Origin of the sequence: Streptomyces sp. NPDC058619 (genome assembly GCF_042717785.1) — a bacterium.
Taxonomy (GTDB): domain Bacteria; phylum Actinomycetota; class Actinomycetes; order Streptomycetales; family Streptomycetaceae; genus Streptomyces.
In genome coordinates this window covers 86,110-112,193 of record NZ_JBHXQN010000022.1, presented here as the reverse complement: position 1 = coordinate 112,193, position 26,084 = coordinate 86,110, and the positions used below count along the sequence as shown (strand labels likewise).

The 26,084-nt window shown below is 73.2% G+C and carries 25 protein-coding genes; 14 read left to right on the top strand and 11 right to left on the bottom strand.

Going from position 1 to position 26,084, the window contains the following annotated elements:
* Positions 1-56: 56 nt before the first annotated feature.
* Positions 57-1,904, bottom strand: a complete 1,848-nt coding sequence (locus tag ACFWTC_RS22250; RefSeq protein WP_384028211.1) for a hypothetical protein — start codon at positions 1,902-1,904, stop codon at positions 57-59.
* A 313-nt stretch (positions 1,905-2,217) separates the two neighbouring features.
* Between ACFWTC_RS22250 and radA the strand changes: the two genes are divergently transcribed.
* Positions 2,218-3,630 carry a DNA repair protein RadA gene (gene radA / locus ACFWTC_RS22245; RefSeq protein ID WP_383929658.1) on the top strand — a complete coding sequence of 471 codons (1,413 nt, stop codon included), beginning with the start codon at positions 2,218-2,220 and terminating at the stop codon, positions 3,628-3,630.
* 150 nt (positions 3,631-3,780) lie between these two features.
* Positions 3,781-4,905 carry a DNA integrity scanning diadenylate cyclase DisA gene (gene disA, locus ACFWTC_RS22240; protein WP_383929656.1) on the top strand — a complete coding sequence of 375 codons (1,125 nt, stop codon included), beginning with the start codon at positions 3,781-3,783 and terminating at the stop codon, positions 4,903-4,905.
* 74 nt (positions 4,906-4,979) lie between these two features.
* Here disA and ACFWTC_RS22235 read toward each other — a convergent pair whose 3' ends face one another.
* Positions 4,980-5,789 (bottom strand): hypothetical protein, encoded by an 810-nt coding sequence (locus ACFWTC_RS22235; RefSeq protein ID WP_384028187.1) that lies wholly within the window; start codon positions 5,787-5,789, stop codon positions 4,980-4,982.
* Positions 5,790-5,959: 170 nt separating this feature from the next.
* On the opposite strand from ACFWTC_RS22235, the gene ACFWTC_RS22230 reads away from it, so the two are divergent.
* The 7 genes from ACFWTC_RS22230 to ACFWTC_RS22200 all read left to right on the top strand — a co-directional run bounded on the left by ACFWTC_RS22230 (position 5,960) and on the right by ACFWTC_RS22200 (position 12,448).
* The gene (locus ACFWTC_RS22230) at positions 5,960-6,568 is read left to right on the top strand and encodes a phosphatase PAP2 family protein (RefSeq protein ID WP_383929651.1); all 609 of its coding nucleotides are present in this window, start codon (positions 5,960-5,962) and stop codon (positions 6,566-6,568) included.
* A gap of 29 nt (positions 6,569-6,597) precedes the next feature.
* A complete protein-coding gene (locus ACFWTC_RS22225) occupies positions 6,598-7,530 on the top strand; it encodes an A/G-specific adenine glycosylase (RefSeq protein WP_384028188.1) in 933 nt (310 codons plus the stop codon).
* Positions 7,531-7,725: 195 nt separating this feature from the next.
* Positions 7,726-8,286, top strand: coding sequence for a SigE family RNA polymerase sigma factor (locus ACFWTC_RS22220; RefSeq protein WP_319727094.1), 561 nt, complete (start codon positions 7,726-7,728; stop codon positions 8,284-8,286).
* A gap of 38 nt (positions 8,287-8,324) precedes the next feature.
* Positions 8,325-8,954 carry a hypothetical protein gene (locus tag ACFWTC_RS22215; protein WP_383929699.1) on the top strand — a complete coding sequence of 210 codons (630 nt, stop codon included), beginning with the start codon at positions 8,325-8,327 and terminating at the stop codon, positions 8,952-8,954.
* Positions 8,955-9,053: 99 nt separating this feature from the next.
* Positions 9,054-9,761: a two-component system response regulator CseB gene (cseB, locus tag ACFWTC_RS22210; RefSeq protein ID WP_383929645.1), complete on the top strand. Its 708-nt coding sequence runs from the start codon at positions 9,054-9,056 to the stop codon at positions 9,759-9,761.
* A gap of 12 nt (positions 9,762-9,773) precedes the next feature.
* Positions 9,774-11,090 carry a two-component system sensor histidine kinase CseC gene (cseC, locus tag ACFWTC_RS22205; protein WP_384028189.1) on the top strand — a complete coding sequence of 439 codons (1,317 nt, stop codon included), beginning with the start codon at positions 9,774-9,776 and terminating at the stop codon, positions 11,088-11,090.
* Positions 11,091-11,161: 71 nt separating this feature from the next.
* Complete coding sequence (locus ACFWTC_RS22200) at positions 11,162-12,448, top strand: LamG domain-containing protein (protein WP_384028190.1); 1,287 nt, start codon at positions 11,162-11,164, stop codon at positions 12,446-12,448.
* A 31-nt stretch (positions 12,449-12,479) separates the two neighbouring features.
* On the opposite strand, the gene ACFWTC_RS22195 is transcribed toward ACFWTC_RS22200, so the two are convergent.
* The gene (locus ACFWTC_RS22195; RefSeq protein ID WP_383929637.1) at positions 12,480-13,124 is read right to left on the bottom strand and encodes a M23 family metallopeptidase; all 645 of its coding nucleotides are present in this window, start codon (positions 13,122-13,124) and stop codon (positions 12,480-12,482) included.
* Positions 13,125-13,702: 578 nt separating this feature from the next.
* Positions 13,703-16,228 carry an ATP-dependent Clp protease ATP-binding subunit gene (locus ACFWTC_RS22190; protein WP_383932045.1) on the bottom strand — a complete coding sequence of 842 codons (2,526 nt, stop codon included), beginning with the start codon at positions 16,226-16,228 and terminating at the stop codon, positions 13,703-13,705.
* A gap of 463 nt (positions 16,229-16,691) precedes the next feature.
* Between ACFWTC_RS22190 and ACFWTC_RS22185 the strand changes: the two genes are divergently transcribed.
* The gene (locus ACFWTC_RS22185) at positions 16,692-17,270 is read left to right on the top strand and encodes an SCO3374 family protein (RefSeq protein WP_383932047.1); all 579 of its coding nucleotides are present in this window, start codon (positions 16,692-16,694) and stop codon (positions 17,268-17,270) included.
* Here ACFWTC_RS22185 and ACFWTC_RS22180 read toward each other — a convergent pair.
* The 7 genes from ACFWTC_RS22180 to ACFWTC_RS22150 form a co-directional block, all read right to left on the bottom strand.
* On the bottom strand, positions 17,249-17,587 hold the full coding sequence (locus ACFWTC_RS22180) for an Lsr2 family protein (protein WP_383932049.1): 339 nt from the start codon (positions 17,585-17,587) through the stop codon (positions 17,249-17,251). The genes ACFWTC_RS22185 and ACFWTC_RS22180 overlap by 22 nt on opposite strands.
* A gap of 165 nt (positions 17,588-17,752) precedes the next feature.
* The gene (locus tag ACFWTC_RS22175) at positions 17,753-18,283 is read right to left on the bottom strand and encodes an amino-acid N-acetyltransferase (protein WP_383932051.1); all 531 of its coding nucleotides are present in this window, start codon (positions 18,281-18,283) and stop codon (positions 17,753-17,755) included.
* Between the two features lie 11 nt (positions 18,284-18,294).
* On the bottom strand, positions 18,295-18,810 hold the full coding sequence (locus ACFWTC_RS22170; RefSeq protein ID WP_384028191.1) for a BlaI/MecI/CopY family transcriptional regulator: 516 nt from the start codon (positions 18,808-18,810) through the stop codon (positions 18,295-18,297).
* 138 nt (positions 18,811-18,948) lie between these two features.
* Entirely contained in the window at positions 18,949-19,116 is a 168-nt protein-coding gene (locus ACFWTC_RS22165; RefSeq protein ID WP_267723044.1) for a hypothetical protein, read from the bottom strand.
* 13 nt (positions 19,117-19,129) lie between these two features.
* Positions 19,130-19,729: a hypothetical protein gene (locus ACFWTC_RS22160; protein ID WP_384028192.1), complete on the bottom strand. Its 600-nt coding sequence runs from the start codon at positions 19,727-19,729 to the stop codon at positions 19,130-19,132.
* An 80-nt stretch (positions 19,730-19,809) separates the two neighbouring features.
* A complete protein-coding gene (locus ACFWTC_RS22155) occupies positions 19,810-19,995 on the bottom strand; it encodes a DUF397 domain-containing protein (protein WP_383932057.1) in 186 nt (61 codons plus the stop codon).
* 235 nt (positions 19,996-20,230) lie between these two features.
* Positions 20,231-21,373, bottom strand: coding sequence for a threonine aldolase family protein (locus tag ACFWTC_RS22150; protein WP_383932059.1), 1,143 nt, complete (start codon positions 21,371-21,373; stop codon positions 20,231-20,233).
* A 99-nt stretch (positions 21,374-21,472) separates the two neighbouring features.
* Between ACFWTC_RS22150 and ACFWTC_RS22145 the strand changes: the two genes are divergently transcribed.
* The 4 genes from ACFWTC_RS22145 to nadC are packed head-to-tail and all read left to right on the top strand — an operon-like array spanning position 21,473 to position 26,083.
* Complete coding sequence (locus ACFWTC_RS22145) at positions 21,473-22,375, top strand: Rossmann-like and DUF2520 domain-containing protein (RefSeq protein ID WP_383932060.1); 903 nt, start codon at positions 21,473-21,475, stop codon at positions 22,373-22,375.
* Entirely contained in the window at positions 22,372-23,364 is a 993-nt protein-coding gene (gene panC / locus ACFWTC_RS22140; RefSeq protein WP_383932062.1) for a pantoate--beta-alanine ligase, read from the top strand. Before ACFWTC_RS22145 ends, panC begins: the two co-directional genes overlap by 4 nt.
* Entirely contained in the window at positions 23,361-25,109 is a 1,749-nt protein-coding gene (locus ACFWTC_RS22135; RefSeq protein ID WP_383932064.1) for an L-aspartate oxidase, read from the top strand. Before panC ends, ACFWTC_RS22135 begins: the two co-directional genes overlap by 4 nt.
* Complete coding sequence (gene nadC / locus ACFWTC_RS22130; protein ID WP_383932066.1) at positions 25,106-26,083, top strand: carboxylating nicotinate-nucleotide diphosphorylase; 978 nt, start codon at positions 25,106-25,108, stop codon at positions 26,081-26,083. The genes ACFWTC_RS22135 and nadC overlap by 4 nt, the downstream gene beginning before the upstream one ends.
* Position 26,084: the final 1 nt, after the last annotated feature.

The window sequence follows — 26,084 nt, the reverse complement described above, 5'->3', positions numbered from 1 at the left end:
CCGGCCGGGGCTGGAACCCGGCGCCCTGCCGGGGCTGGAGTCCCGGCGCCTCGGGCCTAGGAGCCCGGGCCCGGGGGGTCGGAGGCCGGCGGGGGCGGCGGCGGGGAAACCGTTCCTCCTGTCCCGTCCGTCGGCTCCGCCGACGGCGCGGTGGTCGGTGACGGCGGGATCGTCGGCTCGGTCGGCGTGGGGGTCGGGGCCGGGGTGGCCGGCGGCGGGGTCGGCTCCGCCGTCGGGGGCTGCGGGCTCGCGGGCGGCTGCGGCGTCGCGGCGGGCGGCGGCGCCGGGCGTCCTCGGCCCTGGATGGCGACGACGGCGCCGCCCGGGTCGACTCCGACGCGGGCCGTCCAGGCACCGACGGGCTGGGCCCCGGTGTCCACGGTGATCCGCAGGGTGACCGAGTCCCCGGCGGCCAGCGTGCCCGCGGTCCGGCTCGCGCGAAGCCACGGGCCGTCGGACCACAGCTGCCAGTCCACCGGCCCGCCGCCGGAGGCGGTGAGGGTGAGCAGCGTGGTGGCGCCGTAGGAGGACGCGGCGACGGTGAGGCGGCCGGGGGCGCCGGGGCGGCCCGCGTCGGAGGGGACCGGCGGGCCGGTGCTGATCACCTCGACGAACACGTCGGGTTCGGCGCTGCCCGGGGCGAAGCCGGGGCCGCCGGTGGTCCTGGCGGCGTTGCCGGCGTTCTCGTACGCGGCCGGCGGGCGGCCCCCGGCGTGCGGCGGGATCTCGGAGTCGCTGGCGGAGATGCGGGTGCCGTCGCCGCCGACGGGCTCGCCGGTGCTGGGAGCGCCCCGGTACGCCGCCCACAGCGCCAGGACCGGAGCCGCGACGACGGTGGCGACCACGGTGGTGGTCACCGCCCGGGCGCGCAGCCGGTCGCGCCGGGCGGCGCGGTCCTTGGGGTCCATCGGGAAGCCGGTGCGGTCGAAGCGCGGGCCGGGTCCGCCGCCCCGGCGCCGGCCGGAGCGGAGCATCGCGGCGTGCACGGCGGTGCGCGGGGCGGGGACCAGCGGGAGCGCGGCCGTGTCGATGCCGGAGCCGGGCCAGGGGGAGCCGGCGCCGACCCGTTCGGCGACGCGGCGGCAGCGCGGGCAGTCGTCGACGTGCCGGACGAGCTCGGCGCGCAGGCTGGTGGAGAGCAGCACCTGGCCGTCCCCGGTGAGCCGGGACACGCTGGGGCAGCCGCCGGTCTCCACGACGGCTAGGGCGGCGCGGGTGCGCTCGACCTCGCAGGCGGCCCCGGACAGCAGTTCCCGGGCGGCGGCTTGCGGCGTGCCGAGGACGGCGGCGAGTTCGGCGACGCCGAGGCGGTGGCGCACGGCGAGTTCGAGGGCCTCGCGCTGCTCGGGGGTGGTTCCCGCGGCCTCGGGCCAGGCCAGCCGCGCCAGCTCCGTACGGCGGTACGCGCTTACGTCGAGGGTGCGCCGGCCCGCGGGGACGGCTCCGCCGCCGTCCGGTCCGGGGGTCGCACCCCCGGCACCCCCGGCACCCCCGGCACCCCCGGCACCCCCGGCACCTACAGTGCCCGCAGTGCCCCCCGGCGCGTGGGCGCCGTCGGCGTGCTCCGGCGCGCGCCGGGCGGAATGCGCTCCCTGCCGGTCGCGCCGCTTCTCGGCGAGCCGGCGCAGGCAGCCCCAGCGGGCCAGGGCGTACAGCCAGGCCCGCCGGTCCCCCTCGTCGGGACAGCGGCCGGGATGCCGCTCGGCCGCGGCGAGGGCGTCGCCCAGCACCTCCGTGGCGGTGTCGTGGTCGCAGAGCACCGACAGGCAGTACGTGAACAGGCCGTCCAGGTAGGGCTCGTGACGGAAGGGCGGCGGCTCGGGCGGCTGTTCCCCCGCCGGCCCCCGGGAGCCGCCGGCCCCTCCCCGACCACCGGATCCGCGGGGCCCCCCGGGCTCCCCGATCCCCGTGGAACCCTCCTTGGAACCTTCCTTGGCGCCTTCCTCCGAACCCTCTGAGGGCGTGCGCCCGTGCGCCGGGTGTGCGCCGGTGCGCGATGAGGGGGGTGCCTGGTTGCTGCTGTTCACCTCGCGACCGTAGGCGGCGCGCCGGTGACGGCCCGGAAGCCTCCAGCAGTTTTAGTCCTTACGGGTGAACAGATCGGCGACGCGCTGACACGGGCCTTGACGCGGTCGCCCCGGCACACCTCCCGCGGGGAGCAGGCCCGCACCCCCCGCCCCGCCGGCGTTGTCGGTGGGGGCGGCTACCGTGGGGCGCATGGCTGCCCGCACCGCTCGTTCATCCGCCAAGGACCGGCCGTCCTACCGTTGTACCGAGTGCGGGTGGACCACCGCGAAGTGGCTCGGGCGGTGTCCCGAGTGCCAGGCGTGGGGAACCGTCGAGGAGATGGGCGCGCCCGCCGTGCGCACCACCGCCGCCGGCCGCGTCTCCACCGCGGCGGTGCCGATCGCCCAGGTCGACGGCCGCACGGCGACCGCGCGCAGCACCGGCGTGGACGAGCTCGACCGGGTGCTCGGCGGCGGCCTGGTGCCGGGCGCCGTCGTCCTGCTCGCCGGGGAACCGGGCGTCGGCAAGTCGACACTGCTGCTGGACGTGGCGGCGAAGGCGGCCAGCGACGAGCACCGCACCCTGTACGTCACCGGCGAGGAGAGCGCGAGCCAGGTGCGGCTGCGGGCCGACCGGATCCACGCGCTGAGCGACCACCTCTACCTCGCCGCCGAGACCGACCTCTCGGCGGTGCTCGGGCACCTCGACGCCGTGAAGCCCTCCCTCCTCATCCTGGACTCCGTCCAGACCGTCGCCTCCCCCGAGATCGACGGAGCGCCGGGCGGCATGGCCCAGGTGCGCGAGGTCGCCGGGGCGCTGATCCGGGCCTCCAAGGAGCGGGGCATGTCCACCCTCCTCGTGGGACACGTGACGAAGGACGGGGCCATCGCCGGCCCCCGCCTCCTGGAGCACCTGGTCGACGTGGTGCTGAGCTTCGAGGGCGACCGGCACGCCCGGCTGCGGCTCGTGCGCGGCATCAAGAACCGGTACGGCGCCACCGACGAGGTCGGCTGCTTCGAGCTGCACGACGAGGGGATCACCGGGCTCGCCGACCCGAGCGGGCTGTTCCTGACCCGGCGCGCGGAGGCCGTTCCGGGCACCTGCCTGACCGTGACCCTGGAGGGCAAGCGCCCGCTGGTCGCGGAGGTGCAGGCGCTGACGGTGGACTCGCAGATCCCCTCGCCCCGGCGCACCACCTCCGGCCTGGAGACCTCGCGGGTGTCGATGATGCTGGCGGTGCTGGAGCAGCGCGGCCGGATCACCGCGCTCGGCAAGCGCGACATCTACTCCGCGACCGTGGGCGGGGTGAAGCTGACCGAGCCGGCCGCCGACCTGGCGATCGCGCTCGCCCTGGCCTCGGCCGCCAGCGACGTGCCGCTCCCGAAGAACCTCGTCGCCATCGGCGAGGTCGGCCTGGCCGGCGAGGTGCGGCGGGTGACGGGCGTACAGCGCCGGCTCGCCGAGGCGCACCGGCTCGGCTTCACGCACGCCCTCGTGCCGTCCGACCCGGGCAAGGTCCCGGCCGGGATGAAGGTCGTGGAGGTCGCCGACATGGGTGACGCCCTGCGGGTGCTGCCGCGCGGGCGCTCCCGTACGCCGGCCAAGGAGCGGGCGGCCGAGTAGCGGGCGGATTCCCTGGTCAGGGGGTCCGTGCGGGGGCCCCGCGGGGCGGACCTGGCCAAGCAACGGCGGGGCCGCGGCGCGCGCCGGTAGACTTCTGGATGGTCCGCCCGGCCGTACGCAGGCGGCGCAACCCGCGACCCGAGGAGTGCAGTGGCAGCCAAGGACGGGGCAGCAGCATCCGCAAAGTCGGGCGCGAGCTCCAAGCAGGAAGCCATGATGCGTGCCTCGCTGAGCGCGGTCGCACCTGGTCAGCCGCTGCGTGACGGGCTGGAACGGATCGTCCGCGGCAACACCGGCGGGCTCATCGTGCTCGGCATGGACAAGAGCGTCGAGGCGATGTGCACCGGCGGCTTCGTGCTGGACGTGGAGTTCACCGCGACCCGGCTGCGCGAACTGTGCAAGCTCGACGGCGCGCTCATCCTCGACAAGGACATCACCAAGATCCTGCGGGCCGGCGTGCAGCTGGTGCCGGACGCGTCGATCCACACCGAGGAGACGGGCACGCGGCACCGCACGGCGGACCGCGTCTCGAAGCAGTGCGGCTTCCCGGTGGTGTCGGTGTCGCAGTCGATGCGGCTGATCGCGCTCTACGTGGACGGTGAGCGGCGGGTCCTGGAGGAGTCCGGGGCGATCTTGTCGCGCGCGAACCAGGCCCTCGCCACGCTGGAGCGGTACAAGCTGCGCCTCGACGAGGTCGCGGGAACGCTGTCGGCACTGGAGATCGAGGACCTGGTCACGGTCCGTGACGTGACGGCGGTCGCCCAGCGGCTGGAAATGGTGCGCCGGATCGCGACGGAGATCGCCGAGTACGTGGTCGAACTGGGCACGGACGGGCGGCTGCTGTCGCTGCAGCTGGACGAGCTGACGGTCGGGATCGAGCAGGAGCGGGAGCTGGTCATCCGGGACTACGTGCCGGAGCCGACGGCGAAGCGTTCCCGCACGGTGGACGAGGCCCTGTCCGAACTGGACGCGCTGACGCACCCGGACCTGCTGGAACTGGCGATCGTCGCGAAGGCCCTGGGCTACACCGGATCGCCGGAGACCCTGGACTCGGCGGTGTCGCCGCGGGGTTACCGGCTGCTGGCGAAGGTGCCGAGGCTTCCGGGCGCCATCATCGAGCGCCTGGTGGAGCACTTCGGCGGGCTGCAGAAGCTGCTCGCGGCCAGCGTGGACGACCTGCAGACGGTCGACGGCGTGGGCGAGGCGCGGGCGCGGAGCGTCCGCGAGGGACTGTCCCGCCTTGCGGAATCGTCCATCCTGGAACGCTACGTCTGAGCCGCACCCACCCCCCGCACCGGCCGTCGAAGTCCCCCGGCCCGTGCGGGATCCGGGCCGGGGGAGACGGACCCTCAGTCCTGCTTCAGGACGAACGAGGTGTTGGCCACCGGCATGCCCGGCGACTTGAGTTCCACCACGTACGTGTCCGCGGTCGCGCTGCCCGCCGGGGGCGTCTGGCACTGGTTCGGGGCGCTGAACGTGCGGTCCCATTCGAGGACGTGCTTCGTCTCGCCCTGCGCGGCGACGCGGAAGAAGACGTTGCCCGCACCCGGCGTGCAGTCGGCCGAGGACCAGACCGCCTTGCTGTCGCGCCCCTGAAGGATCGTCAGGATCGCCTGCTTGGGGCCGAGGTCGACCTTGCAGGTCGTTCCGGAGATGTTGCGGGCGATCAGTTCCAGCCGAGGCTTCTCGTTCGCCTCGTACTCGTTCTTCACGCTCTTCACCTCCCACTGGAGGGCGCTCGCCGCGCACGTCGGGAGCGCGGAGTCGGCCGGAACCTGCGCCGCGCCACCGCCTCCCCCGCCGGCTCCGGCCGCCGCCGCGCCGCCCGTACCCGCGCCGGGGGACGCGCCCGGCTCGCCGTTCTTGCCGGTGCCCGCAGAGCCGCCGCCCTCGGACCCGGTCGTACCGCCGCCGCCCGACTCGGCCCGGCCGCCCGGGGCCTGACTGATCGCCGGCCCGGTGCCCGAGGGGCCGGGGGTGATCGTGATGGTGCCGGGGCGGCCCTGGCCCTTGCCGTTCGTACTCGACCCGTTCCCGCCGGAGCTGACGGCCCATACGGCGAGAATCGCGAGGAGCGCGGCAACGGACGCCAGCACGGCCCTCCGTCGCCAGTAGATGGAGGAGGGGAGCGGCCCGACCGGATTGCGCAGAGATCCCACGGACGGAACTTTACGAGAGTCCGCGCTCCGTTCCGCGCCCCCCATGCCGTGCGACGGGCGTGTTTTGCCGATCATCAGCCTGCGGGAGTCCCCGCACCCCGCCGGGAGCGCCCGGAATCAGCCAGGAGTCTGACGCGGGTGCGCTTTTTCCTTGAGTACGGTCGGTGACCATGGACAGCTCCGACCTCTACCGCGACATCACCGACTTCGCCCACTCGACGCCCGGCTGGGTGCAGTCGGCCTTCGAGGTCTGGACCGAGTACGGCCTCCTGCTCTTCGGCCTGCTCTTCATATCCGTCTGGTGGCGCTCGCGCGGCCGCCGCAGCCCCCGGACGGTGGCGCTCGCCGTCCTGGCTCCGCTGGCCACCGCCCTCGCGTACGTCACCTCCGAGTCGCTGAAGTCCACCATGGACGAGGACCGGCCCTGCCGCGCCGTCGCCGGGGCCGCCGCCTCGCTGATCGCGTGCCCGCCGGTCGGGGACTGGTCCTTCCCCAGCAACCACGCGACGATCGCCGGCGCCGCCGCCGTCTCCCTGGCCCTGGCCGTACGCCGCCTCGCGCTGCTGACCGTGCCGGTGGCCCTGCTGATGGCCTTCTCCCGCGTCTTCGTCGGCGTGCACTACCCGCACGACGTGGGGATCGGCCTGCTGCTGGGCGGCGCCGTGGCCGCCCTCGTCGTCCTGGCCCTCACCGGTCCGATCAGTACGATCATGGCGGCCATGCGGGCGAGCGGGGTCCGCGCCGCTGTCTGGTTCACCGGTCCCGGCCCGGCGCGGTAAGGGCGAAACGTGCCAGGATGCCGTCTGCCATGACTGCATCCCCATCACAGCCCTCCGCGTCACAGACGACCGCGTCACAGCCCGCCGCGAACTCCGCGCTGCACTCCCCCGTCATCGCGTGGTTCGACGAGCACGCCCGCGACCTGCCCTGGCGCCGCCCCGAGGCCGGCCCCTGGGGGGTCATGGTCAGCGAGTTCATGCTCCAGCAGACCCCCGTCAGCCGGGTCCTGCCGGTGTACGAGCAGTGGCTCGCCCGGTGGCCGCGGCCCGCCGACCTGGCCGCCGACGCCCCCGGAGAGGCCGTACGGGCCTGGGGGCGGCTCGGCTACCCCCGGCGGGCCCTGCGGCTGCACGGCGCGGCCCTGGCCATAAGGGAACGGCACGGAGGCGACGTACCGCGGGACCACGCGCAGCTGCTCGCGCTGCCCGGCATCGGGGAGTACACCGCGGCGGCCGTCGCCTCGTTCGCGTACGGGCAGCGGCACGCCGTGCTGGACACCAACGTCCGGCGGGTCTTCGCGCGGGCCTCCACCGGGGTCGAGTACCCGCCGAACGCCACCACGGCCGCCGAACGGCGCCTCGCCCGGGCCCTGCTCCCCAAGGACGAGGACACGGCGGCCCGCTGGGCGGCGGCCTCGATGGAGCTCGGCGCGCTGGTGTGCACCGCCAAGAGCCCCGACTGCGCCCGCTGCCCGGTGGCCGGGCTGTGCGCCTGGCGGCTGGCCGGGAAGCCGGCGCACGACGGGCCGCCGCGGCGCGGGCAGACGTACGCCGGCACGGACCGGCAGGTGCGCGGCAAGCTCCTGGCGGTGCTCCGGGAGGCGGTGGGCGCGGTTCCGCAGGCGGTACTCGACACCGTCTGGGACGAGCCGGTGCAGCGCGCCCGTGCGCTGGACGGGCTGGTCTCCGACGGGCTCGTGGAGCCGCTCGCGGGCGGTCTCTACCGGCTGCCGCAGACCTGACGGGAACCGGTCCGGGGCTGACTGCCTCATTCCGCTTCGGACCGGGAAACCGCAGCTCACAGGCACTGTTACACAACCTATGGGTGTCCGTGCGCCCACCGAAGGCTGGCCCGCACAGGCCCGTGACAACCCCTCCGTACCTTCGAGTCCGTAAGGCAGCGGATGAGCGGTTGGACGGAACGGAGGCGGTCTGAGATGGCGCACGGCGAGGTACTCGAATTCGAAGAGTACGTACGCACTCGGCAGGACGCGCTGCTGCGCAGCGCCCGGCGCCTGGTCCCGGACCCCACCGACGCGCAGGACCTCCTGCAGACCGCCCTCGTCCGCACCTACGGCCGCTGGGACGGCATCGCCGACAAGTCCCTGGCCGACGCCTACCTCCGCCGCGTCATGATCAACACCCGGACCGAGTGGTGGCGCGCCCGCAAGCTCGAAGAGGTCCCCACCGAGCAGCTCCCGGACGCCTCCGTCGAGGACGGCTCCGACCAGCGCGCCGACCGCGCCCTGCTGATGGACATCCTCAAGGTGCTCGCGCCCAAGCAGCGCAGCGTGGTGGTACTGCGACACTGGGAGCAGATGAGCACCGAGGAGACGGCCGCGGCGCTCGGGATGTCGGCGGGAACCGTGAAGAGCACCCTGCACCGCGCACTGGCCCGCCTCCGGCAGGAACTGGAGAGCCGGGACCTCGACATGCGCGCGCTGGAGCGCGGTGACCACACCATGCGGTACGAGGGGCGTGAGCGGTGCGCGGCCTGAAAGGCCAGGGTTTGAGCAGCGGTGGGTCGCTGGTGCTGATGTCGGCGGGGACGGTCGTCCTCGTCGGCACAGCCGTGTTCGCGGTCGGTTGCGCCACCGGCGGCACCGGCCTGCGCGACGGCGGTCCCGCGCGCACCGACGCCGTGGCCAAGACGGCCCCGTCCGCGTCCCCGGCCGACCCCGCCTCGACGGCGTCGGGGAAGCCGGCCCCGAAGGTGGACCCGGTACGGCTGCTCATGGCCGATCCGAAGGTCAGCAACGCGATCAAACGCGACCTCAAGCCCTGCACGGGCAAGGAGTACCCGGTCGACGTCAGCTACGGCAGGGTCACCGGCAGCCCCGTCGTCGACGTCGTCGTCAACGTGCTGTCCTGCGCGGACGCACTGGGCCGCGGCTCGTTCGTGTACCGGGAGGACGGTGGAAAGTACGAGAATGTGTTCTCGGACGAACAGCCACCCGTCTACGCGGAGATCGACCGGGGCGACCTGGTGGTCACGAAGCAGGTCTACGGAAAGAGCGACGCGCTCGCCTATCCGTCGGGCGAGGACGTGATCACGTACCGCTGGAACGGGGAGAAGTTCGTCGAGCACGACCGGGTGCACTCGGAGTACAGCAACGTGGTCGACGGCGGGGGCCAGCCCGCGCCGGTGGTCACGCCGAAGAACTGACCGTCCCCCCGGTCCGCCCGTCCGCCCGTCCGCCCGACCCACCTGACACCTGACCGCCGCAGAACCGAGCGAAGAGAAGAACCGAGGCGAGGCTCCCGCATGGCCGAGACCCATGTCCTGTTCGTGGAGGACGACGACGTCATCCGCGAGGCCACCACCCTGGCGCTGGAACGCGACGGGTTCGTGGTCACCGCGATGCCCGACGGCCTGTCCGGCCTGGAGTCCTTCCGGGCCGACCGCCCCGACATCGCGCTGCTCGACGTGATGGTGCCCGGCATGGACGGGGTGAGCCTGTGCCGGCGCATCCGCGACGAGTCCACCGTCCCCGTGATCATGCTGTCGGCGCGCGCCGACTCCATCGACGTGGTGCTGGGGCTGGAGGCGGGCGCCGACGACTACGTCACCAAGCCCTTCGACGGCTCCGTGCTGGTCGCCCGCATCCGTGCCGTGCTGCGCCGCTTCGGTCACGCCGGCGGCCCGCAGAACGGCGGGTCGGGCGACGAGGACGACTCGGGTGAGCGCGGGGTGCTGGCCTTCGGCGACCTGGAGGTCGACACCGAGGGCATGGAGGTCCGCCGGGCGGGCGCCGCCGTGGCGCTGACGCCGACCGAGATGCGGCTGCTGCTGGAGTTCTCCTCCGCGCCCGGCACCGTACTGTCGCGCGACCGCCTGCTGGAGCGGGTCTGGGACTACGACTGGGGCGGCGACACCCGGGTGGTCGACGTCCACGTGCAGCGGCTGCGCACCAAGATCGGCCAGGACCGGATCGAAACGGTCCGCGGCTTCGGATACAAGCTGAAGGCCTGAGGCCACGACGCCATGAGGCGCTTCACCCTGCGCACGGGGATCCGCTGGAAGATCACCCTCGCCATCGCCGCGGTCGGCGCGCTCACCGCGGTGGCGCTGAGCCTGGTGGTGCACAGTGCTGCCCGGGTGTCGATGCTGGAGAGCGCGCGCGAGACCCAGCTCGACCGGGTCCAGTTCATGGCCGGCGTCGCCGAGGCCGGGCGCAAGCCGCCCATGGTGGCCAAGCTCAACGACCCGGAGCTGCCCGCCGAGCTGCGCGAGAAGGCGCGCTCGGGCCGGCGCGGGACGTACGTGCAGGAGACCCGCAAGCGCGCGCCCGAGGTCTGGGCCGCGGTGCCGCTCGGCAACGGGCAGGTGCTGTCGCTGCACACGCAGTTCCGGGAGAGCGCCAACATGGTCCGGGACCTCGACCGGGCGCTGGTCGTCGGCTCGCTCGCCGTCGTGATCGGCGGCTCGGCGCTCGGCGTCCTCATCGGGGGCCAGATCTCGCGCCGGCTGCGCAAGGCCGCGGCGGCCGCGCAGCGGGTGGCCCACGGGGATCCCGAGGTGCGGGTGCGGGACGCCGTCGGGGGCCTCGTACGGGACGAGACGGACGACCTCGCGCGGGCCGTGGACGCCATGGCCGACGCGCTCCAGCAGCGGCTGGAGGCCGAGCGGCGGGTGACCGCGGACATCGCGCACGAGCTGCGGACGCCGGTGACGGGCCTGCTGACGGCGGCGGAACTGCTGCCCCCGGGGCGGCCGACCGAGCTGGTGCGCGACCGGGCGCAGGCGATGCGCGCCCTGGTGGAGGACGTACTGGAAGTGGCCCGGCTGGACAGCGCGTCCGAGCGGGCGGAGCTCCAGGACGTGGCGCTGGGCGAGTTCGTGAGCCGGCGGGTGCGGGCGCTGATGCCGGAGGCCTCCGTACGGGTCGTGGCGGACGAGATCGTGAGCACCGACCCGCGGCGCCTGGAGCGGATTCTGGGAAACCTGCTGGCCAACGCGACGCGGTACGGGCAGCCGCCGATCCAGGTGGACGTGGAGGGGCGGGTCGTACGGGTCCGCGACCACGGGCCGGGCTTCCCCGAGGCGCTGCTGCGCGAGGGGCCGAGCCGGTTCCGGACCGGTTCCACGGACCGGGCGGGCGTGGGCCACGGGCTGGGGCTGACGATCGCGGAGGGGCAGGCGCGGGTCCTGGGCGCCCGGCTGACGTTCCGCAACGTGGCGGCCCCGGGTGGTTTCGAGCGCGAGGGCACGGCGGCGGGCGCGGTGGCGGTGCTGTGGCTTCCGGAGCACGCGCCGACGGCGACGGGCAGCTTCCCGGTCGTCACACTGCCCCAGGACTGAGCGCCCCGGTCCGGCGCCGCAGCGGTACCGGGCCGTAGGCCCTGCCGGGCGCGTGACTTAGCATCCGTGGCATGACCGACGGTACGAATCCCCCCCGCAGCCCGCAGCCCGAGCAGCCCGCCCCGGGGAGCGGCGGCTACGGGTTCCCGCCGGGACCGCCCGCGTCCGGCGGTTACGGCTACCCGGCCGACCAGGGCCCGCAGCCCGCGCCGGGCGGAGGCTACGGCTACCCGGCGCCGCCGCCCGGGGGCGGCTACGGCTACCCGGCGGACCAGGGGCAGGGGCAGGGGCAGCCGAACCCGTACCAGCAGGACCTGCCGGGACCGTACCGGCCGGGCACCTACCAGCAGTTCCCGGGCGCCCCGGACGCCCCGGCCGACCAGGGCGGGGCGTGGCCGCCGGCCGGTGCGCAGCAGCCGGCGCCGTTCGCGCAGCAGCAGCAGCAGTCGGGCCAGCCGGACTGGGAAGCGCTCGCCGACCGCTCGGCGGCCGAGCGGCGCCGGAGGCGGCTGTGGACGATCGGCGGACTCGTGGCCGTACTGGCCCTGCTCGCCGGTGGCGGAACGTTCCTGCTGCTGGGCGGGAACGACAAGGGCGAGGATGTCGCGGACGACGCCGCCCCGACGGCGACCGGGTCGGCGTCTCCCGAACCGGACGCCTCCACGAGCAAGGCCCCGGCCGGCAAGAGCCCCACCGTCGACGGCGACCCGACCTTGATCCGGGACCACACCGGCAGGGCCCACCTGAAGATGAGTGCCGATGCGGGCGTCTTCCCGGTCGACAAGCGCTACGAGCTGCGCACCAAGGGCAACGAGAAGTCGTACGCCGAGACCGAGAAGCGCGTCGTCGACACGTCCAAGAGCTTCACCGTCTCCGCCCGCGTCTGGAACAACTCGGCGAAGGGGCGTCAGATGGCCGTCAGCCAGGGCAACGACAGGACCTTCGGCTTCGAGCTGGGTTCGGACGAGGTGAACGGCAAGCCCGCGTGGATCTTCCGGGTCCAGACGGGCGGAAAGGGAGATGACTCCACGGCGAAGACCGTTGCCGCGGAGGGTCTGAAGATGACGAAGACCATGACCTCCCTGACCGGGACCTACGACGCCGGCAAGAAGACGATCACCCTGTACGTGAACGGCAAGAAGGCCTCGGAAGCGCGGGTGGCGGACGTCTACAGCGCCCCCGGCCCGCTCCAGCTCGGCCGTTCCCGCCACGAGGGCAGCTGGACCGGCGCCTGGAACGGCGCCATGGACAGCGTGCGCACCTTCGGCGTGGCCCTGTCGGCCGAGCAGGCCGCCGCCGTCCGCCAGGGCAAGCTGGCGTCGTCGGTCAAGCCGAGCGGCGCGTGGATCCTGCTCTGATCCGGGCCGGCCGGCGCGTGCGTCCCGCTGCTTAGAGGTGGACGCCGGCGTTGCGCAGGAAGGCGACCGGGTTGATGGCCGAGCCGTAGTTCGGGGTGGTGCGGATCTCGAAGTGCAGGTGCGGGCCGCTGGAGTTTCCGGTGTTGCCGGACAGGGCGATCCGCTGGTCCGTGGAGACCTTCTGACCGATCTTGACCTGGATGCGCGAGAGGTGCGCGTACTGGGAGTACGTGTTGTTCGCGTGCTTGATCACGATGGCGTTGCCGTAGGCGGGGCCGTCGCCGCCGCCGTTGGGGCCGGCCTTGACGACGGTTCCGGCGCCCGCGGCCTTGACCGGGGTGCCGACGGGGACGGCGAAGTCCTGACCGGAGTGCTTGTGCGACCACATGGTGCCGCCCTTGCCGAAGGTCGCGGACAGCGTGTACTTCTCGACCGGCTTGTCCCACAGGCCGGTCTTCGCACCCTTGGCAGCCGCACCCTTGGCAGCCGCACCCTTGGCGGCGGCGGCCTGGGCGGAGGCCTGCTCGGCGACCAGCTGGGCGGTGCCCGTCAGGGCGGTCTGCGTCGTGTCGGCGAACGCGGCGGACGTCCCGGCCCCGAGGGCCAGCACCGCACCGAAGGTGGTTACGCCGACGGCAATGCGGGTACGACGGGTAGTGACGCGCTTCGCGAACATGAAATAGACCTCCGAGGCCGGGGACAGGACGAGTCACGCCCTCTTCGGGCATGAAGTGACCCGGCACGATTCAGCACGTGCCGGGCTGGCTCAACCTTGGTAACCCGCGCTCCCGCCGTTCCCCAAACGTGCCCGTTACTACCCGGGGTCGTAGCCGGGCCGGGCGCTCTCGGACCTGTTGACCGCCCCCTGCTGGGGTGGAGGTTCCGTTTTGGGACCTTTTGGATCTACGAATCCGCCTAGTACGTCCGATTTGTCTTGTGCGGCTTGTCACCGGCCGAGGCCCTTCGGCGGCCCGGTCCGGGACCTTCGGCCGCCGCTTCGCGCTGCCCGGCCGCGCCCGTCGGCGGAGCGCAGGGACGCCGTGCAGCCGCCTCCCCGGGCGCGGACCCACCGCCGAGCGCCACCGCCGGCCCGCACACCGCCCCGGGAGCCGCCCATCCCGTACGAGACGTACGGGATGGGCGCCGCCGTCCGGGCGGCCACAGGGGCCCGCGCGCGCGAAAGGGGCGGCCCCGGAACCGAAATGGTTCCGGGGCCGCCCCTTCGTCCGTACCGCTGCCGCTACGCGGCGGCGGTCACGCGCCCTTCGACAGGTCCGGGCCGGAGCCCGTGGCCTCGATCGGGGGGAGGTCCGGCAGAGCCGTCTTCTCCTCGCCGCGGAAGGTGAACTTGGCGTCCTCGCCCTCACCCTCCTTGCCGACGACCACGATCTGACCGGGACGCAGCTCGCCGAAGAGGATCTTCTCCGAGAGCAGGTCCTCGATCTCGCGCTGGATGGTCCGGCGCAGCGGGCGGGCGCCCATGATCGGGTCGTAGCCGCGCTTGGCGAGCAGGAGCTTCGCGTCACCGCTCAGCTCGATGCCCATGTCGCGGTCCTTCAGGCGCTCGTCGACCTTGGCGATCATGAGGTCGACGATCTGGATGATGTCTTCCTCGGTGAGTTGGTGGAAGACGACCGTGTCGTCGACACGGTTGAGGAACTCGGGCCGGAAGTGCTGCTTGAGCTCTTCGTTGACCTTCGCCTTCATCCGCTCGTATCCCGTCTTGGTGTCGCCCTGGGCCGCGAAGCCCAGGTTGAACCCCTTCGAGATGTCCCGCGTACCCAGGTTGGTCGTCATGATGATGACCGTGTTCTTGAAGTCCACGACCCGGCCCTGGGAGTCGGTCAGGCGACCGTCCTCCAGGATCTGGAGAAGGGAATTGAAGATATCCGGGTGGGCCTTCTCGACCTCGTCGAAGAGGACGACGGAGAACGGCTTGCGGCGCACCTTCTCGGTGAGCTGGCCGCCCTCTTCGTAGCCCACGTAGCCGGGGGGCGAACCGAAGAGACGGGAAACCGTGTGCTTCTCGCTGAACTCCGACATGTCGAGGGAGATCAGCGCGTCCTCGTCGCCGAAGAGGAATTCGGCGAGCGTCTTCGACAGCTCGGTCTTACCGACACCGGACGGACCGGCGAAGATGAACGAGCCACCCGGGCGCTTCGGGTCCTTCAGACCCGCACGGGTACGGCGGATCGCCTGGGAGAGCGCCTTGATGGCGTCCTTCTGGCCGATGACCCGACGGTGCAGCTCGTCTTCCATGCGGAGCAGTCGCGAGGACTCCTCCTCGGTGAGCTTGAAGACGGGAATGCCGGTCGCGGTCGCGAGGACTTCGGCGATGAGCTCGCCGTCGACCTCGGCGACGACGTCCATGTCGCCGGCCTTCCATTCCTTCTCGCGCTTGGCCTTCCCCGCCAGCAGCTGCTTCTCCTTGTCGCGGAGAGACGCCGCCTTCTCGAAGTCCTGGGAGTCGATGGCCGACTCCTTGTCGCGGCGCACGCCCGCGATCTTCTCGTCGAACTCGCGGAGGTCCGGCGGCGCGGTCATCCGGCGGATGCGCATCCGGGAGCCGGCCTCGTCGATCAGGTCGATCGCCTTGTCCGGGAGGAAGCGGTCCGAGATGTACCGGTCCGCCAGCGTCGCCGCCTGGACGAGGGCCTCGTCCGTGATGGAGACGCGGTGGTGGGCCTCGTAGCGGTCCCGCAGGCCCTTGAGGATCTCGATCGTGTGGGGGAGGGAAGGCTCCGCCACCTGGATCGGCTGGAAGCGGCGCTCGAGGGCCGCGTCCTTCTCGAGGTGCTTGCGGTACTCGTCCAGCGTCGTGGCGCCGATGGTCTGAAGCTCACCACGGGCCAGCATGGGCTTGAGGATGCTCGCGGCGTCGATCGCGCCCTCGGCGGCGCCCGCACCCACGAGGGTGTGGAGCTCGTCGATGAACAGGATGATGTCGCCGCGGGTGCGGATCTCCTTGAGCACCTTCTTCAGGCGCTCCTCGAAGTCACCGCGGTAGCGGGAACCGGCGACGAGGGCACCGAGGTCAAGCGTGTAGAGGTGCTTGTCCTTGAGGGTCTCGGGGACCTCGCCCTTGACGATCGCCTGCGCCAGGCCCTCGACGACGGCGGTCTTGCCGACACCGGGCTCGCCGATGAGGACCGGGTTGTTCTTGGTCCGGCGGGACAGGACCTGCATGACCCGCTCGATCTCCTTCTCGCGCCCGATGACCGGGTCGAGCTTGGATTCGCGGGCGGCCTGCGTGAGGTTGCGGCCGAACTGGTCCAGGACGAGCGAGGTCGAGGGCGTGCCCTCGGCCGGGCCGCCGGCCGTTGCCGACTCCTTGCCGCCCCCGGTGTAGCCGGAGAGCAGCTGGATGACCTGCTGCCGGACCCGGTTGAGATCGGCGCCCAGTTTCACGAGGACCTGGGCGGCGACGCCCTCGCCCTCGCGGATCAGGCCGAGCAGGATGTGCTCGGTGCCGATGTAGTTGTGGCCGAGCTGGAGGGCCTCTCGGAGCGACAGCTCCAGGACCTTCTTCGCCCGCGGGGTGAAGGGGATGTGGCCGGAAGGGGCCTGCTGCCCCTGTCCGATGATCTCCTCAACCTGCTGGCGAACAGCCTCGAGCGAAATCCCGAGGCTCTCCAGGGCCTTAGCGGCGACACCCTCACCCTCGTGGATCAAGCCCAGGAGGATGTGCTCGGTGCCGATGTAGTTGTGGTTGAGCATCCGGGCTTCTTCCTGAGCCAGGACGACAACCCGCCGCGCGCGGTCGGTGAACCTCTCGAACATCGTTTATCGCTCCTCAGAGCGGTCGGGCAGTTCGGGGTCGGTCCCCGCCCTGTCCTTCCGCATGCTAGTCCCGCGGGGCGGGACAGCTCATTCCAACTGCCGACATCCGTCCGCGGCTCACCCCCACGTCGGTGAGGAAAACCGGCCTGAACAGCCGACAACTGCTCCAACCCGATAGTGGGAGACGATGTTCCCGCAGGCCAGGCAGATACCCGTCACGCGTGTACGCCGATGGCGAACGGGAGCCGCTCAAATCAGCGTGTCGCCCCGATCCACTAGGAATGTCTTACCCGTCGGGACTGACACTCCATGCCGGTGACCCCGGTTCACTCCGCTAAGGGCGAACACGGTTGCGTCCCGAATGTGGGACCCCACCGCTGCGGATCTTTACGTTCCGCATTGAGTCGCATGCGGTGCGTCACACCGCCCGTAACCCCCGGGGCATTCGGGAGTTGCTCCGGGCATGGCCGTCAGCAGCGTCACCGTCCCGTCGCCCCGCGTACCGCCCGGGGAGGACGCGTACGCCTCCTGGTACGAGCGGGTGCTCGGCTGGACCGTCGCCGGCGGACCGCCGGCCCAACTCGTCACCGGAACCCGGTTCGACGTGCTGGAGCTGCCGTCCGACGCGGGGGCCGCCCTGCTGCGCAGGCCGGTCGCCACCGGACCGGTGGCCCTGATGGGACGCCGGATGCGGTTCCTGGTGGCCGCCGGGAGCGCCGACGAACTGGACGGGCTGCTCGACTGGCTGGAGTGGGGCGGGGTGGCCCTGGATCTCGCCGCCCTGGGTGAGGGTGGCCGGATCACTGCTCCGAAGCCGCCCGGAGCTCCCTCCGGAGAGGGCCCCCGGGAGGCCGCCGTGTGGCTGCGGCCCCCCGAGAAGGGGTGTGAGGCACTGCTGCCGTCCCTCCCCGCTCCCGGGAAGGGCGCCGGCCCCGCGGGCGGGCCCGATCTCGTACGCCTGGTCGCGGCGGCGGCGACGGAATGCCACCGGGCGCGATTGCGGCGTACGCACCGGACCCGTCAGCCCTTGGCCTTCTCGTAGGCCTCGCGGATCTCGGCCGGGACGCGGCCGCGGTCATTCACGTTGTAACCGTTCTCCTTGGCCCACGCGCGGATCTCGGCGGTGTCCGGGTTACCGGTCGTCGCGGAGGCGCGGCCCTTGGTGCGGGTGGCGCTGGCACGGCCACCGGTGCGGCGTCCGCCCTTGGTGTACGGGTCGAGCAGACCGCGGAGCTTTTCAGCGTTGGCGGTGGTGAGGTCGATCTCGTAGGTCTTGCCGTCCAGAGCGAACGTCACCGTCTCGTCCGCCTCGCCACCGTCGAGGTCGTCGACAAGAAGGACCTGAACCTTCTGTGCCACCGGGATTTCCTTTCATCGAAAAGCAGTACGCGGAAAGGAAACCGCTTTTGCGGGGAAAACACAAACCCCCGGGGAGAGGTTCGAGACCGCAACAGGGCGGGAAACGTGCGCGATTCGGACATAGGCCGCGGGTGCGCGGGACACCGGAAAAGCCGATGGGATCGATCAGAGGTGCAGAAGCATGCGACTGTTGCCCAAGGTGTTCGGCTTCACCCGTTCGAGACCGAGGAACTCCGCGACGCCCTCGTCATAGGAACGCAGGAGCTCCATGTAGACATCGGTCTCCACCGGCGTCTCGCCGATCTCGGTGAACCCGTGCTTCGCGAAGAAGTCCACTTCGAAGGTCAGGCAGAAAACCCGGCTGACCCCGAGCGCGCGGGCGGTCTCCAACAACTGCGACAGCACCCGGTGGCCGACGCCGCCGCCCTTCAACTCGCGGTCCACGGCGAGAGTGCGCACTTCGGCGAGGTCTTCCCACATCACGTGGAGAGCCCCGCAGCCGACCACCTCGTGGTCCGAGTCGCGTTCCGCGACCCAGAACTCCTGGATGTCCTCATAAAGGACGACGGGCGCTTTGTCGAGCAGGATCCGCTGCTGCACGTACTGGTCGAGCAGGCGGCGCAGCGCGGGAACATCGCGGGTGCGGGCACGGCGGATCGTCACTGTTTCTGCGTGTGCAGCGGAAAACTCTCCCATGGGCCCGGACGCTATCGCCCCGGACCGGCGGGGTGCTCGGCGGAGCCGTCTTCCCCTTCCCGCGCGGCTTCCCGCGCGGCTTCCCGCGCGGCTTCCCGCGCGGCGGGGGCGGCGGCCTCGACTTCCGCGGCTTCCGCGGCGGCCGTGACGGCATCGGCGGCCTCGTCGTCGTGCTGGACGATCCTTACCGCGTCCCGGAGTGCCTCGCGCTGTTCCGCCGACATCATGCCGAAGAAGGCGACGAGGGCTGCCGCGGGGTTGTCGCTCGTCGACCAGGCTTCGTTCATCAGCGCGGCCGAGTAGGCGGCGCGGGTGGAGACCGCCGTATATCGATAGGCGCGCCCTTCCGCCTCACGGCGGACCCAGCCCTTCTGATGAAGATTGTCCATAACGGTCATGACCGTGGTGTAAGCGATGGACCGTTCCTTCTGGAGGTCTTCCAGCACTTCCCGAACGGTGACGGGGCGGTTCCACTGCCACACCCGCGTCATGACGGCGTCTTCGAGATCTCCCAAGGGGCGAGGCACACCAGCACGATAGTGCGGATTGCGGTGAATTGCCCGACCATTCCGTCGGCAACGCGCAGCAAATCGGGCGCACGGCCGCGGCGGCCGTACGCCCGTGGCGCCCGAGGGCCCTGGGGTGCCCGAAGGCGCTTCGGGGTGCTACTTCCGGGGCTGCTGGGCGGCCTCGGCCCGGGCGAGCACGGCGTCGACCGCCGCGTCCTCCTTGGCCTTGTTGGCGCCGCCCTGGGTCTTCACGATCGTCACGACGAGAGCGATGAAGAACGCGGCCATCACGATGGGGGGCACGAGCGCGGAAACGTAGTCCATGCCCTCAGCGTAGCTACCCTGCGGCGCGTCCCGCCGCAGGGGGCGGGGTGGGCTTGCGGCGCGGCGGGAACACCTCGCCGGGCGTGGGCACGGGCCGTTCCGGCTTCGGCCGATCCTTGGGCTGCGGCGCCGGAACGGGCGGCCGCCCGCCCTGGCCGCCGCCCTGTCCCCCGGCAAGGGTCAGCAGCCGGCTGCGGGGCGCGGGGGTGGTCGAGAGCCGTCTGCGTACGGAGCGCTCGGCGACGGCCCGGGCCCGGTCCAGCAGCGCGGCGGCGAGCGGGTTGGCGCGCAGGGCGCGCAGGGCGGCGAGGTCGTCCGGCACCGGCTCGTATCCCGCGGCCAGGGCGTCCTGCAGCAGCTCCAGGTACCCGGAGAGGCTGCCGGGGAGCGCGCCCCGGTAGCGCCCGAGATCCTCCAGGAGGAAGGCTCTGAGCCGGGCCGACTCCGCCACCGCGTCGTCCACCGCCCGCGCGAGGCGCAGGCAGTCCTGGACCTCCGCGGCCGACAGGGGGGCCGAGGAGGACTGGAGGGCGTGGGCGAGCGAGCGCCTGAGCACGTGCAGCTCAGCAGGGCTGAACGCCATGCCGCCGCGGGATCCGTAGGGCGTGGGCATGGGCCGACGATACGCGCTAATCGGACAAAAACCCCTGATGATGAGCGGCGTCGGCGCGGCGGGCGCGCCGACGCCGCCGGTCAGCCGGACTCTTTGACGGCACGGAGGAACTCGGCCCAGGCGGCCTGGGTGGTGGCGAGCACGAGGTGCGCCGGATCGGCGCGGTCGGCGACGCGCACGAGCGAACCGGGGGTCGCGGCGACGTAGACGCAGGCGTCCCCCTCGTCACAGAACGAGGACTTCTGCCACACGGGCTGAGCGGTCATGGTGTCTCCTCCGGGCGCGGTCGCCGGTCATTCCTGTGAAGGGAAGGTAACGCCGCGGCGGCTTCAGGCCGGTGACATTGGCGGAATTCGGTGCGTCGGACCCCGCGCGCCGGGTGCACGACGGCGGGGCGCGGGGCGGTCGCGGGGGTGGCTCCGGGGGCGTCCACATGGCACCCCCGCACCCCGGGCGAGGCGCGGGGGCCGGGCCGCGGGCGGGTGCGGGGGCCGGCAGCGCCTACAGGCGTGCTGTGAAGTCGGCGACCGCTTCCGTGACCTCCTGCGGCGTCCACGACAGGCCCGGCTCCGTCACCTCCAGCTCCGTCACCGACAGGCCCGGGGGCACGTCTGCGGACCAGCGGCGGAACAGGACCCGGCCGGTGTCCTCCGCCAGCCGCAGGCCCGCCTCGGTCAGCCGGTCCGGCCCGTACGGGAGCCACACCTGGAACTGGTGGGTGTGCGGCGCCTCCGGGTGGACGCGGAACCAGGGGGTCCCGGCCGCCTCGAAGCCGTCCCGCAGGGCCCGCGCCACCATCCGCGCCTGCGCGACGTACGCCGGAAGGAGCGGCAGCTCCCGCTCCAGGCCGGCCAGGGCCGACAGCGCCTGCGGGAACTGCCGGAAGACCTGGCCGCCGTAGCGGTGGCGCCAGACCCTGGTCTCCTCCACGAAGGACCGCGGGCCCGCCAGGCAGGCGCCGCTGAGGCCGCCGAGCGACTTGTAGAAGGACACGTACACCGAGTCCGCCAGCGCCGCGATCTCCGCGAGCGGGCGGCCGAAGTGCACCGTCGACTCCCAGAGCCGGGCCCCGTCGAAGTGGACGACCGCGTCCCGGTCCCGGGCCGCGTCGACCAGCGCCTCCAGTTCCTCCCACGAGGGGAGCAGGAAGCCCGCGTCCCGCAGCGGCAGCTCCAGCATCAGCGTGCCGAAGGGCTCCGCGAGGTCCCGGACCTCGGCGGGCGTCGGCTGGCGCGGCTCGACCGTCGGGTGCGCCACCCGCAGGCCGGAGACCGCCGACAGCGCGCCGCCCTCCCACCGCTCCGGGTGGGACATCGGGTGCAGGGCCACCACCGGGTTGCCGGTGCGCGCCGCCCAGCAGCGCAGGGCGACCTGCTGCGCCATCGTCCCGGTCGGGAAGAACGCCGCGTCCTCGGTGCCCAGCAGCTCCGCGACCCTGCGCTCCAGTGCGGCGACCACCCCGTCGCCGTACACGTCGGCCGGTTCGTCCATGGCGTACGGGGCCTCCCGGAGCTGGTCCAGCAGCTCCCCCACCGTCGGCTCCAGGAGGCTCCGGGACAGGGTCCGGTCCGCCTCCTTCCAGGCCGCCACCAGCCGCTTCGTGCGTGCGGTGTCCTCGTCGTGCTCGCCGCTGTCCTCGTTCATAGCTCCCGATCATCGCCGACCGGCCAGAAGGGCCAGGGGCTAGCATGGCGGCGTATCGTCCGGTACCCCCCGCGGACTGGAACGGAAGGCCCTCCCCGCGTGAACCCATCACAGCAGCCCCGCCCTGCCCGGCTGGCCGTCGGCGTCGTCGGAGCCGGGCGGGTCGGCCCCGCGCTGGCCCGTGCGCTCCAGCAGGCCGGACACGTGCCCGTCGCCGTGTCCGGAGTCTCCGACGCGTCCGTGCGCCGCGCCGCGCGGCTCCTGCCCGACGTGCCGCTGGTCCCGCCCGCACAGGTGCTGGAGCGGGCCGACCTGGTGCTCCTCACCGTCCCCGACGACGCGCTGCCGTCGCTGGTCGAGGGCCTCGCCGAGACCGGTGCGGTCCGGCCCGGCCAGCTCCTCGTCCACACGTCCGGCCGGTACGGGACCGCCGTGCTCGACCCGGCGCGCCGGGCGGGCGCGCTGCCGCTGGCCCTGCACCCGGCGATGACCTTCACCGGCACCGAGGTGGACGTGCAGCGACTCGCCGGCTGTTCCTTCGGGATCACCGCCCCCGACGAGCTGCGGCTCGCCGCCGAGGCGCTGGTCATCGAGATGGGCGGCGAGCCCGAGTGGATCGCGGAGGAGAACCGCCCGCTCTACCACGCGGCCCTGGCCCTCGGCGCGAACCACCTCGTCACCCTCGTCGCCCAGTCGCTGGAGCTGCTCCGCAAGGCCGGGGTCGAGCGCCCCGACCGGATGCTCGGCCCGCTGCTCGGCGCCGCCCTCGACAACGCCCTGCGCTCGGGCGACGCCGCCCTGACCGGCCCCGTGGCCCGCGGTGACGCCGGTACGGTCGCCGCGCACGTCTCGGAGCTGCGCCGGCACGCGCCCGGCGCGGTCGCCGGGTACCTGGCGATGGCCCGGACCACCGCCGACCGGGCCCTCGCGCACGGTCTGCTCAAGCCCGAGCTCGCCGAGGACCTCCTCGGGGTGCTCGCGGACGAGGACGGCAACGGATGAGCCGGCTGCTGCTGCACACCGCGGCGGAGCTCCACGCGCTGCCGCGCACCGGCCGCCGGGCCGTGGTGATGACGATGGGCGCCCTGCACGAGGGCCACGCCACCCTGATCCGCACCGCGCGGGAGCAGGCCGGGCCGGACGGCCAGGTCGTCGTCACCGTCTTCGTCAACCCGTTGCAGTTCGGGGCGGGCGAGGACCTCGACCGCTACCCGCGCACCCTGGACTCCGATCTCGCAATCGCCGGGGAGGCGGGCGCCGACGCGGTGTTCGCCCCGGCCGTCGACGAGGTGTACCCGGGCGGCGACCCGCAGGTGCGGGTCAGCGCCGGGCCGATGGGCGGGCGCCTCGAAGGGGCCACCCGTCCCGGGCACTTCGACGGGATGCTGACCGTCGTCGCCAAGCTGCTCCACCTCACCCGCCCCGACCTGGCCCTCTTCGGCCAGAAGGACGCGCAGCAGCTGGCGCTGATCCGGCGGATGGCGACCGACCTGAACTTCCCGGTGGAGGTGGTCGGGGTACCGACCGTCCGCGAGGAGGACGGGCTCGCGCTGTCCTCCCGCAACCGCTACCTCTCCCCCGCCGAGCGGCGCACCGCGCTGGCCCTGTCCCGCGCCCTGTTCGCGGGGCGGGACCGGCTCGCCGCGCAGGCGGCGCTGCGGGCCCGCGCCGAGGCCTCCCCGGCCAGCGACGAGCGGGCCACCGCCCTGGCCCGGCTCGGCGAGATCCGCGCCTCCGCGGACGCGCACGCCGTGTCGGCGGCGGGCGCCGGGCTGCCGGACGCCGTACGGGCCGCCGCGCGCCACGTGCTGGAGGAGGCGGGCCGCCACGAGCCACCGCTCGTACTGGACTACCTGGCGCTGGTGGACCCCCTGGACTTCACCGAGGCCGCCCCCGGGTTCACCGGGCGGGCCGTCCTGGCCGTCGCCGCGAAGGTCGGCACGACCCGGCTGATCGACAACATCCCATTGGAGTTCGGAGCACACTCGTGAGCACCCCAGGCAGAGGCACCGCAGGCACCGGCGCCGGTACCGGCATACGGCTGCACGCCCCGGCCCCCGGCTGGTCCCTCGACGCGGACGTCGTGGTCGTCGGCTCCGGCGTCGCGGGCCTGACGGCCGCGCTGCGCTGCGCGGCCGGGGGCCGCCGTACCGTCGTGGTCACCAAGGCCCGTCTCGACGACGGCTCCACCCGCTGGGCCCAGGGCGGCATCGCCGCGGCCCTCGGCGAGGGCGACACCCCCGAGCAGCACCTGGACGACACGCTGGTCGCGGGCGCGGGCCTGTGCGACGAGGAGGCCGTACGGCTGCTCGTCACGGAGGGTCCGGGCGCGGTGCGGCGGCTGATGGCCGCGGGCGCCGTCTTCGACACCTCCGCCGAGACCGGCGAGATCGAGCTGACCCGGGAGGGCGGCCACCACCGGCGCCGGATCGCGCACGCGGGCGGCGACGCCACCGGCGCCGAGATCTCCCGGGCGCTGGTCGGGGCGGTGCAGGCCGCGGGCATCGAGACGGTCGAGAACGCGCTCGTACTGGACCTGCTGCAGGACGCGCAGGGGCGTACGGCCGGCGTCACCCTGCACGTCATGGGCGAGGGCCAGCACGACGGGGTGGGCGCCGTCCACGCTCCCGCCGTGATCCTGGCGACCGGCGGCATGGGGCAGGTCTTCTCCGCCACCACCAACCCGTCGGTGTCCACCGGCGACGGGGTGGCGCTCGCGCTGCGGGCCGGCGCGGAGGTCTCGGACCTGGAGTTCGTCCAGTTCCACCCGACGGTGCTCTTCCTCGGCGCGGACGCCGAGGGGCAGCAGCCGCTGGTGTCGGAGGCGGTCCGGGGCGAGGGCGCGTACCTCGTCGACGCGGACGGCGTGCGCTTCATGACCGGGCAGCACGAGCTGGCCGAGCTGGCCCCGCGCGACATCGTCGCCAAGGGCATCATGCGCCGCATGCAGGAGCAGGGCGTCCAGCACATGTACCTGGACGCCCGGCACTTCGGCGCCGAGATGTGGGAGCAGCGCTTCCCGACGATCCTGGCCGCCTGCCGCGCGCACGGCATCGACCCGGTGACCGAGCCGGTCCCGGTCGCGCCCGCGGCGCACTACGCGTCCGGCGGCGTCCGCACCGACCTCCAGGGGCGGACCACGGTCCCCGGCCTGTACGCGTGCGGCGAGGTCGCCTGCACCGGCGTGCACGGAGCCAACCGGCTGGCCTCCAACTCCCTGCTGGAGGGCCTGGTCTTCGCCGAGCGGATCGCCGACGACATCGTCGCCGCCCCGCCGGCCGGCAGCGGCCCCGGCGTCCCGGTCCCCGCGACCGGACCGCTCCAGCCCTCCGGGGCGCGGTACGAGGTCCAGCGGATCATGACGGACGGCGCGGGCGTGCTCCGCTCGGCCGGCTCGCTGCGGACGGCGGCCGAGGCCCTCGAAGGGCTGTACGCGACCGCCCTGAACGAGCTGGAGGCGCACGGCAAGACCGCCGAACCGGGCGTGGACACCTGGGAGGCCACGAACCTGCTGTGCGTGGCCCGCGTACTGGTCGCCGCCGCACGGCAGCGGGTGGAGACCCGCGGCTGCCACTGGCGCGAGGACCACCCCGACCGGGACGACGCCGACTGGCGCCGCCACCTCGTCGTCCGGCTCTCCGCGACCGAGAAGCGGGCCCTGGTCGTCACCCCCACCGACTCCGCGGACTTCCCGTCCGTACGACACCCCCTCACCACCCAGAGCCTGGAGCAGTGACCGTGAGCACCCCCGACGAACTCCCCCTGATCGACCGCACCGAAGGCGGCTGCGGCGACGACTGCGGCTGCGGTGACGGCGAGGAGACCGGCCTCGACCCGGCGCTGGCGCAGCTGCTGGCGGACGCCGGCCTGGACCCGATCGAGGTCGAGGACATCGCGCACATGGCGCTCTCCGAGGACCTGGACGGCGGGGTGGACGTCACCACCGTGGCGACCGTGCCCGAGGAGGCCGAGGCGGTCGCGGACTTCGTGGCGCGCGAGGACGGCGTCGTGGCCGGCCTGCGCATCGCCGAGGCCGTGTTCTCCGTGGTCTGCACCGAGGCCTTCGAGGTGGAGCGGCACGCGGAGGACGGCGACGCCGTCAAGGCGGGGCAGCTGCTGCTCTCGGTCCGCGCCCGCACCCGCGACCTGCTGACGGCGGAGCGCAGCGCGCTGAACATCCTGTGCCGCCTGTCGGGCATCGCGACGGCCACCCGCCACTGGGCGGACGTGCTGGACGGCACCACGGCGAAGGTCCGCGACACCCGCAAGACCACCCCGGGCCTGCGCGCGCTGGAGAAGTACGCGGTGCGCTGCGGCGGCGGCGTCAACCACCGCATGTCCCTCTCGGACGCGGCGCTGGTCAAGGACAACCACGTGATCGCGGCGGGCGGCGTCGCGCAGGCCTTCGCGGCCGTGCGGGAGGCCTTCCCGGACGTGCCCGTGGAGGTCGAGGTCGACACCCTGGAGCAGGTCGGCGAGGTCCTGGAGGCCGGGGCGGACCTGATCCTGCTGGACAACTTCACGGTCACGCAGACCGCCGAGGCCGTCGCCCTGGTGGCCGGCCGCGCGACGCTGGAGTCCTCCGGCCGCCTGACGCTGGACTCCGCCCGCGACTACGCCCTGACCGGCGTGGACTACCTGGCGGTGGGCGCGCTGACCCACTCCTCCCCGATCCTGGACATCGGTCTCGATCTGCGCGAGGCGGTGTAAC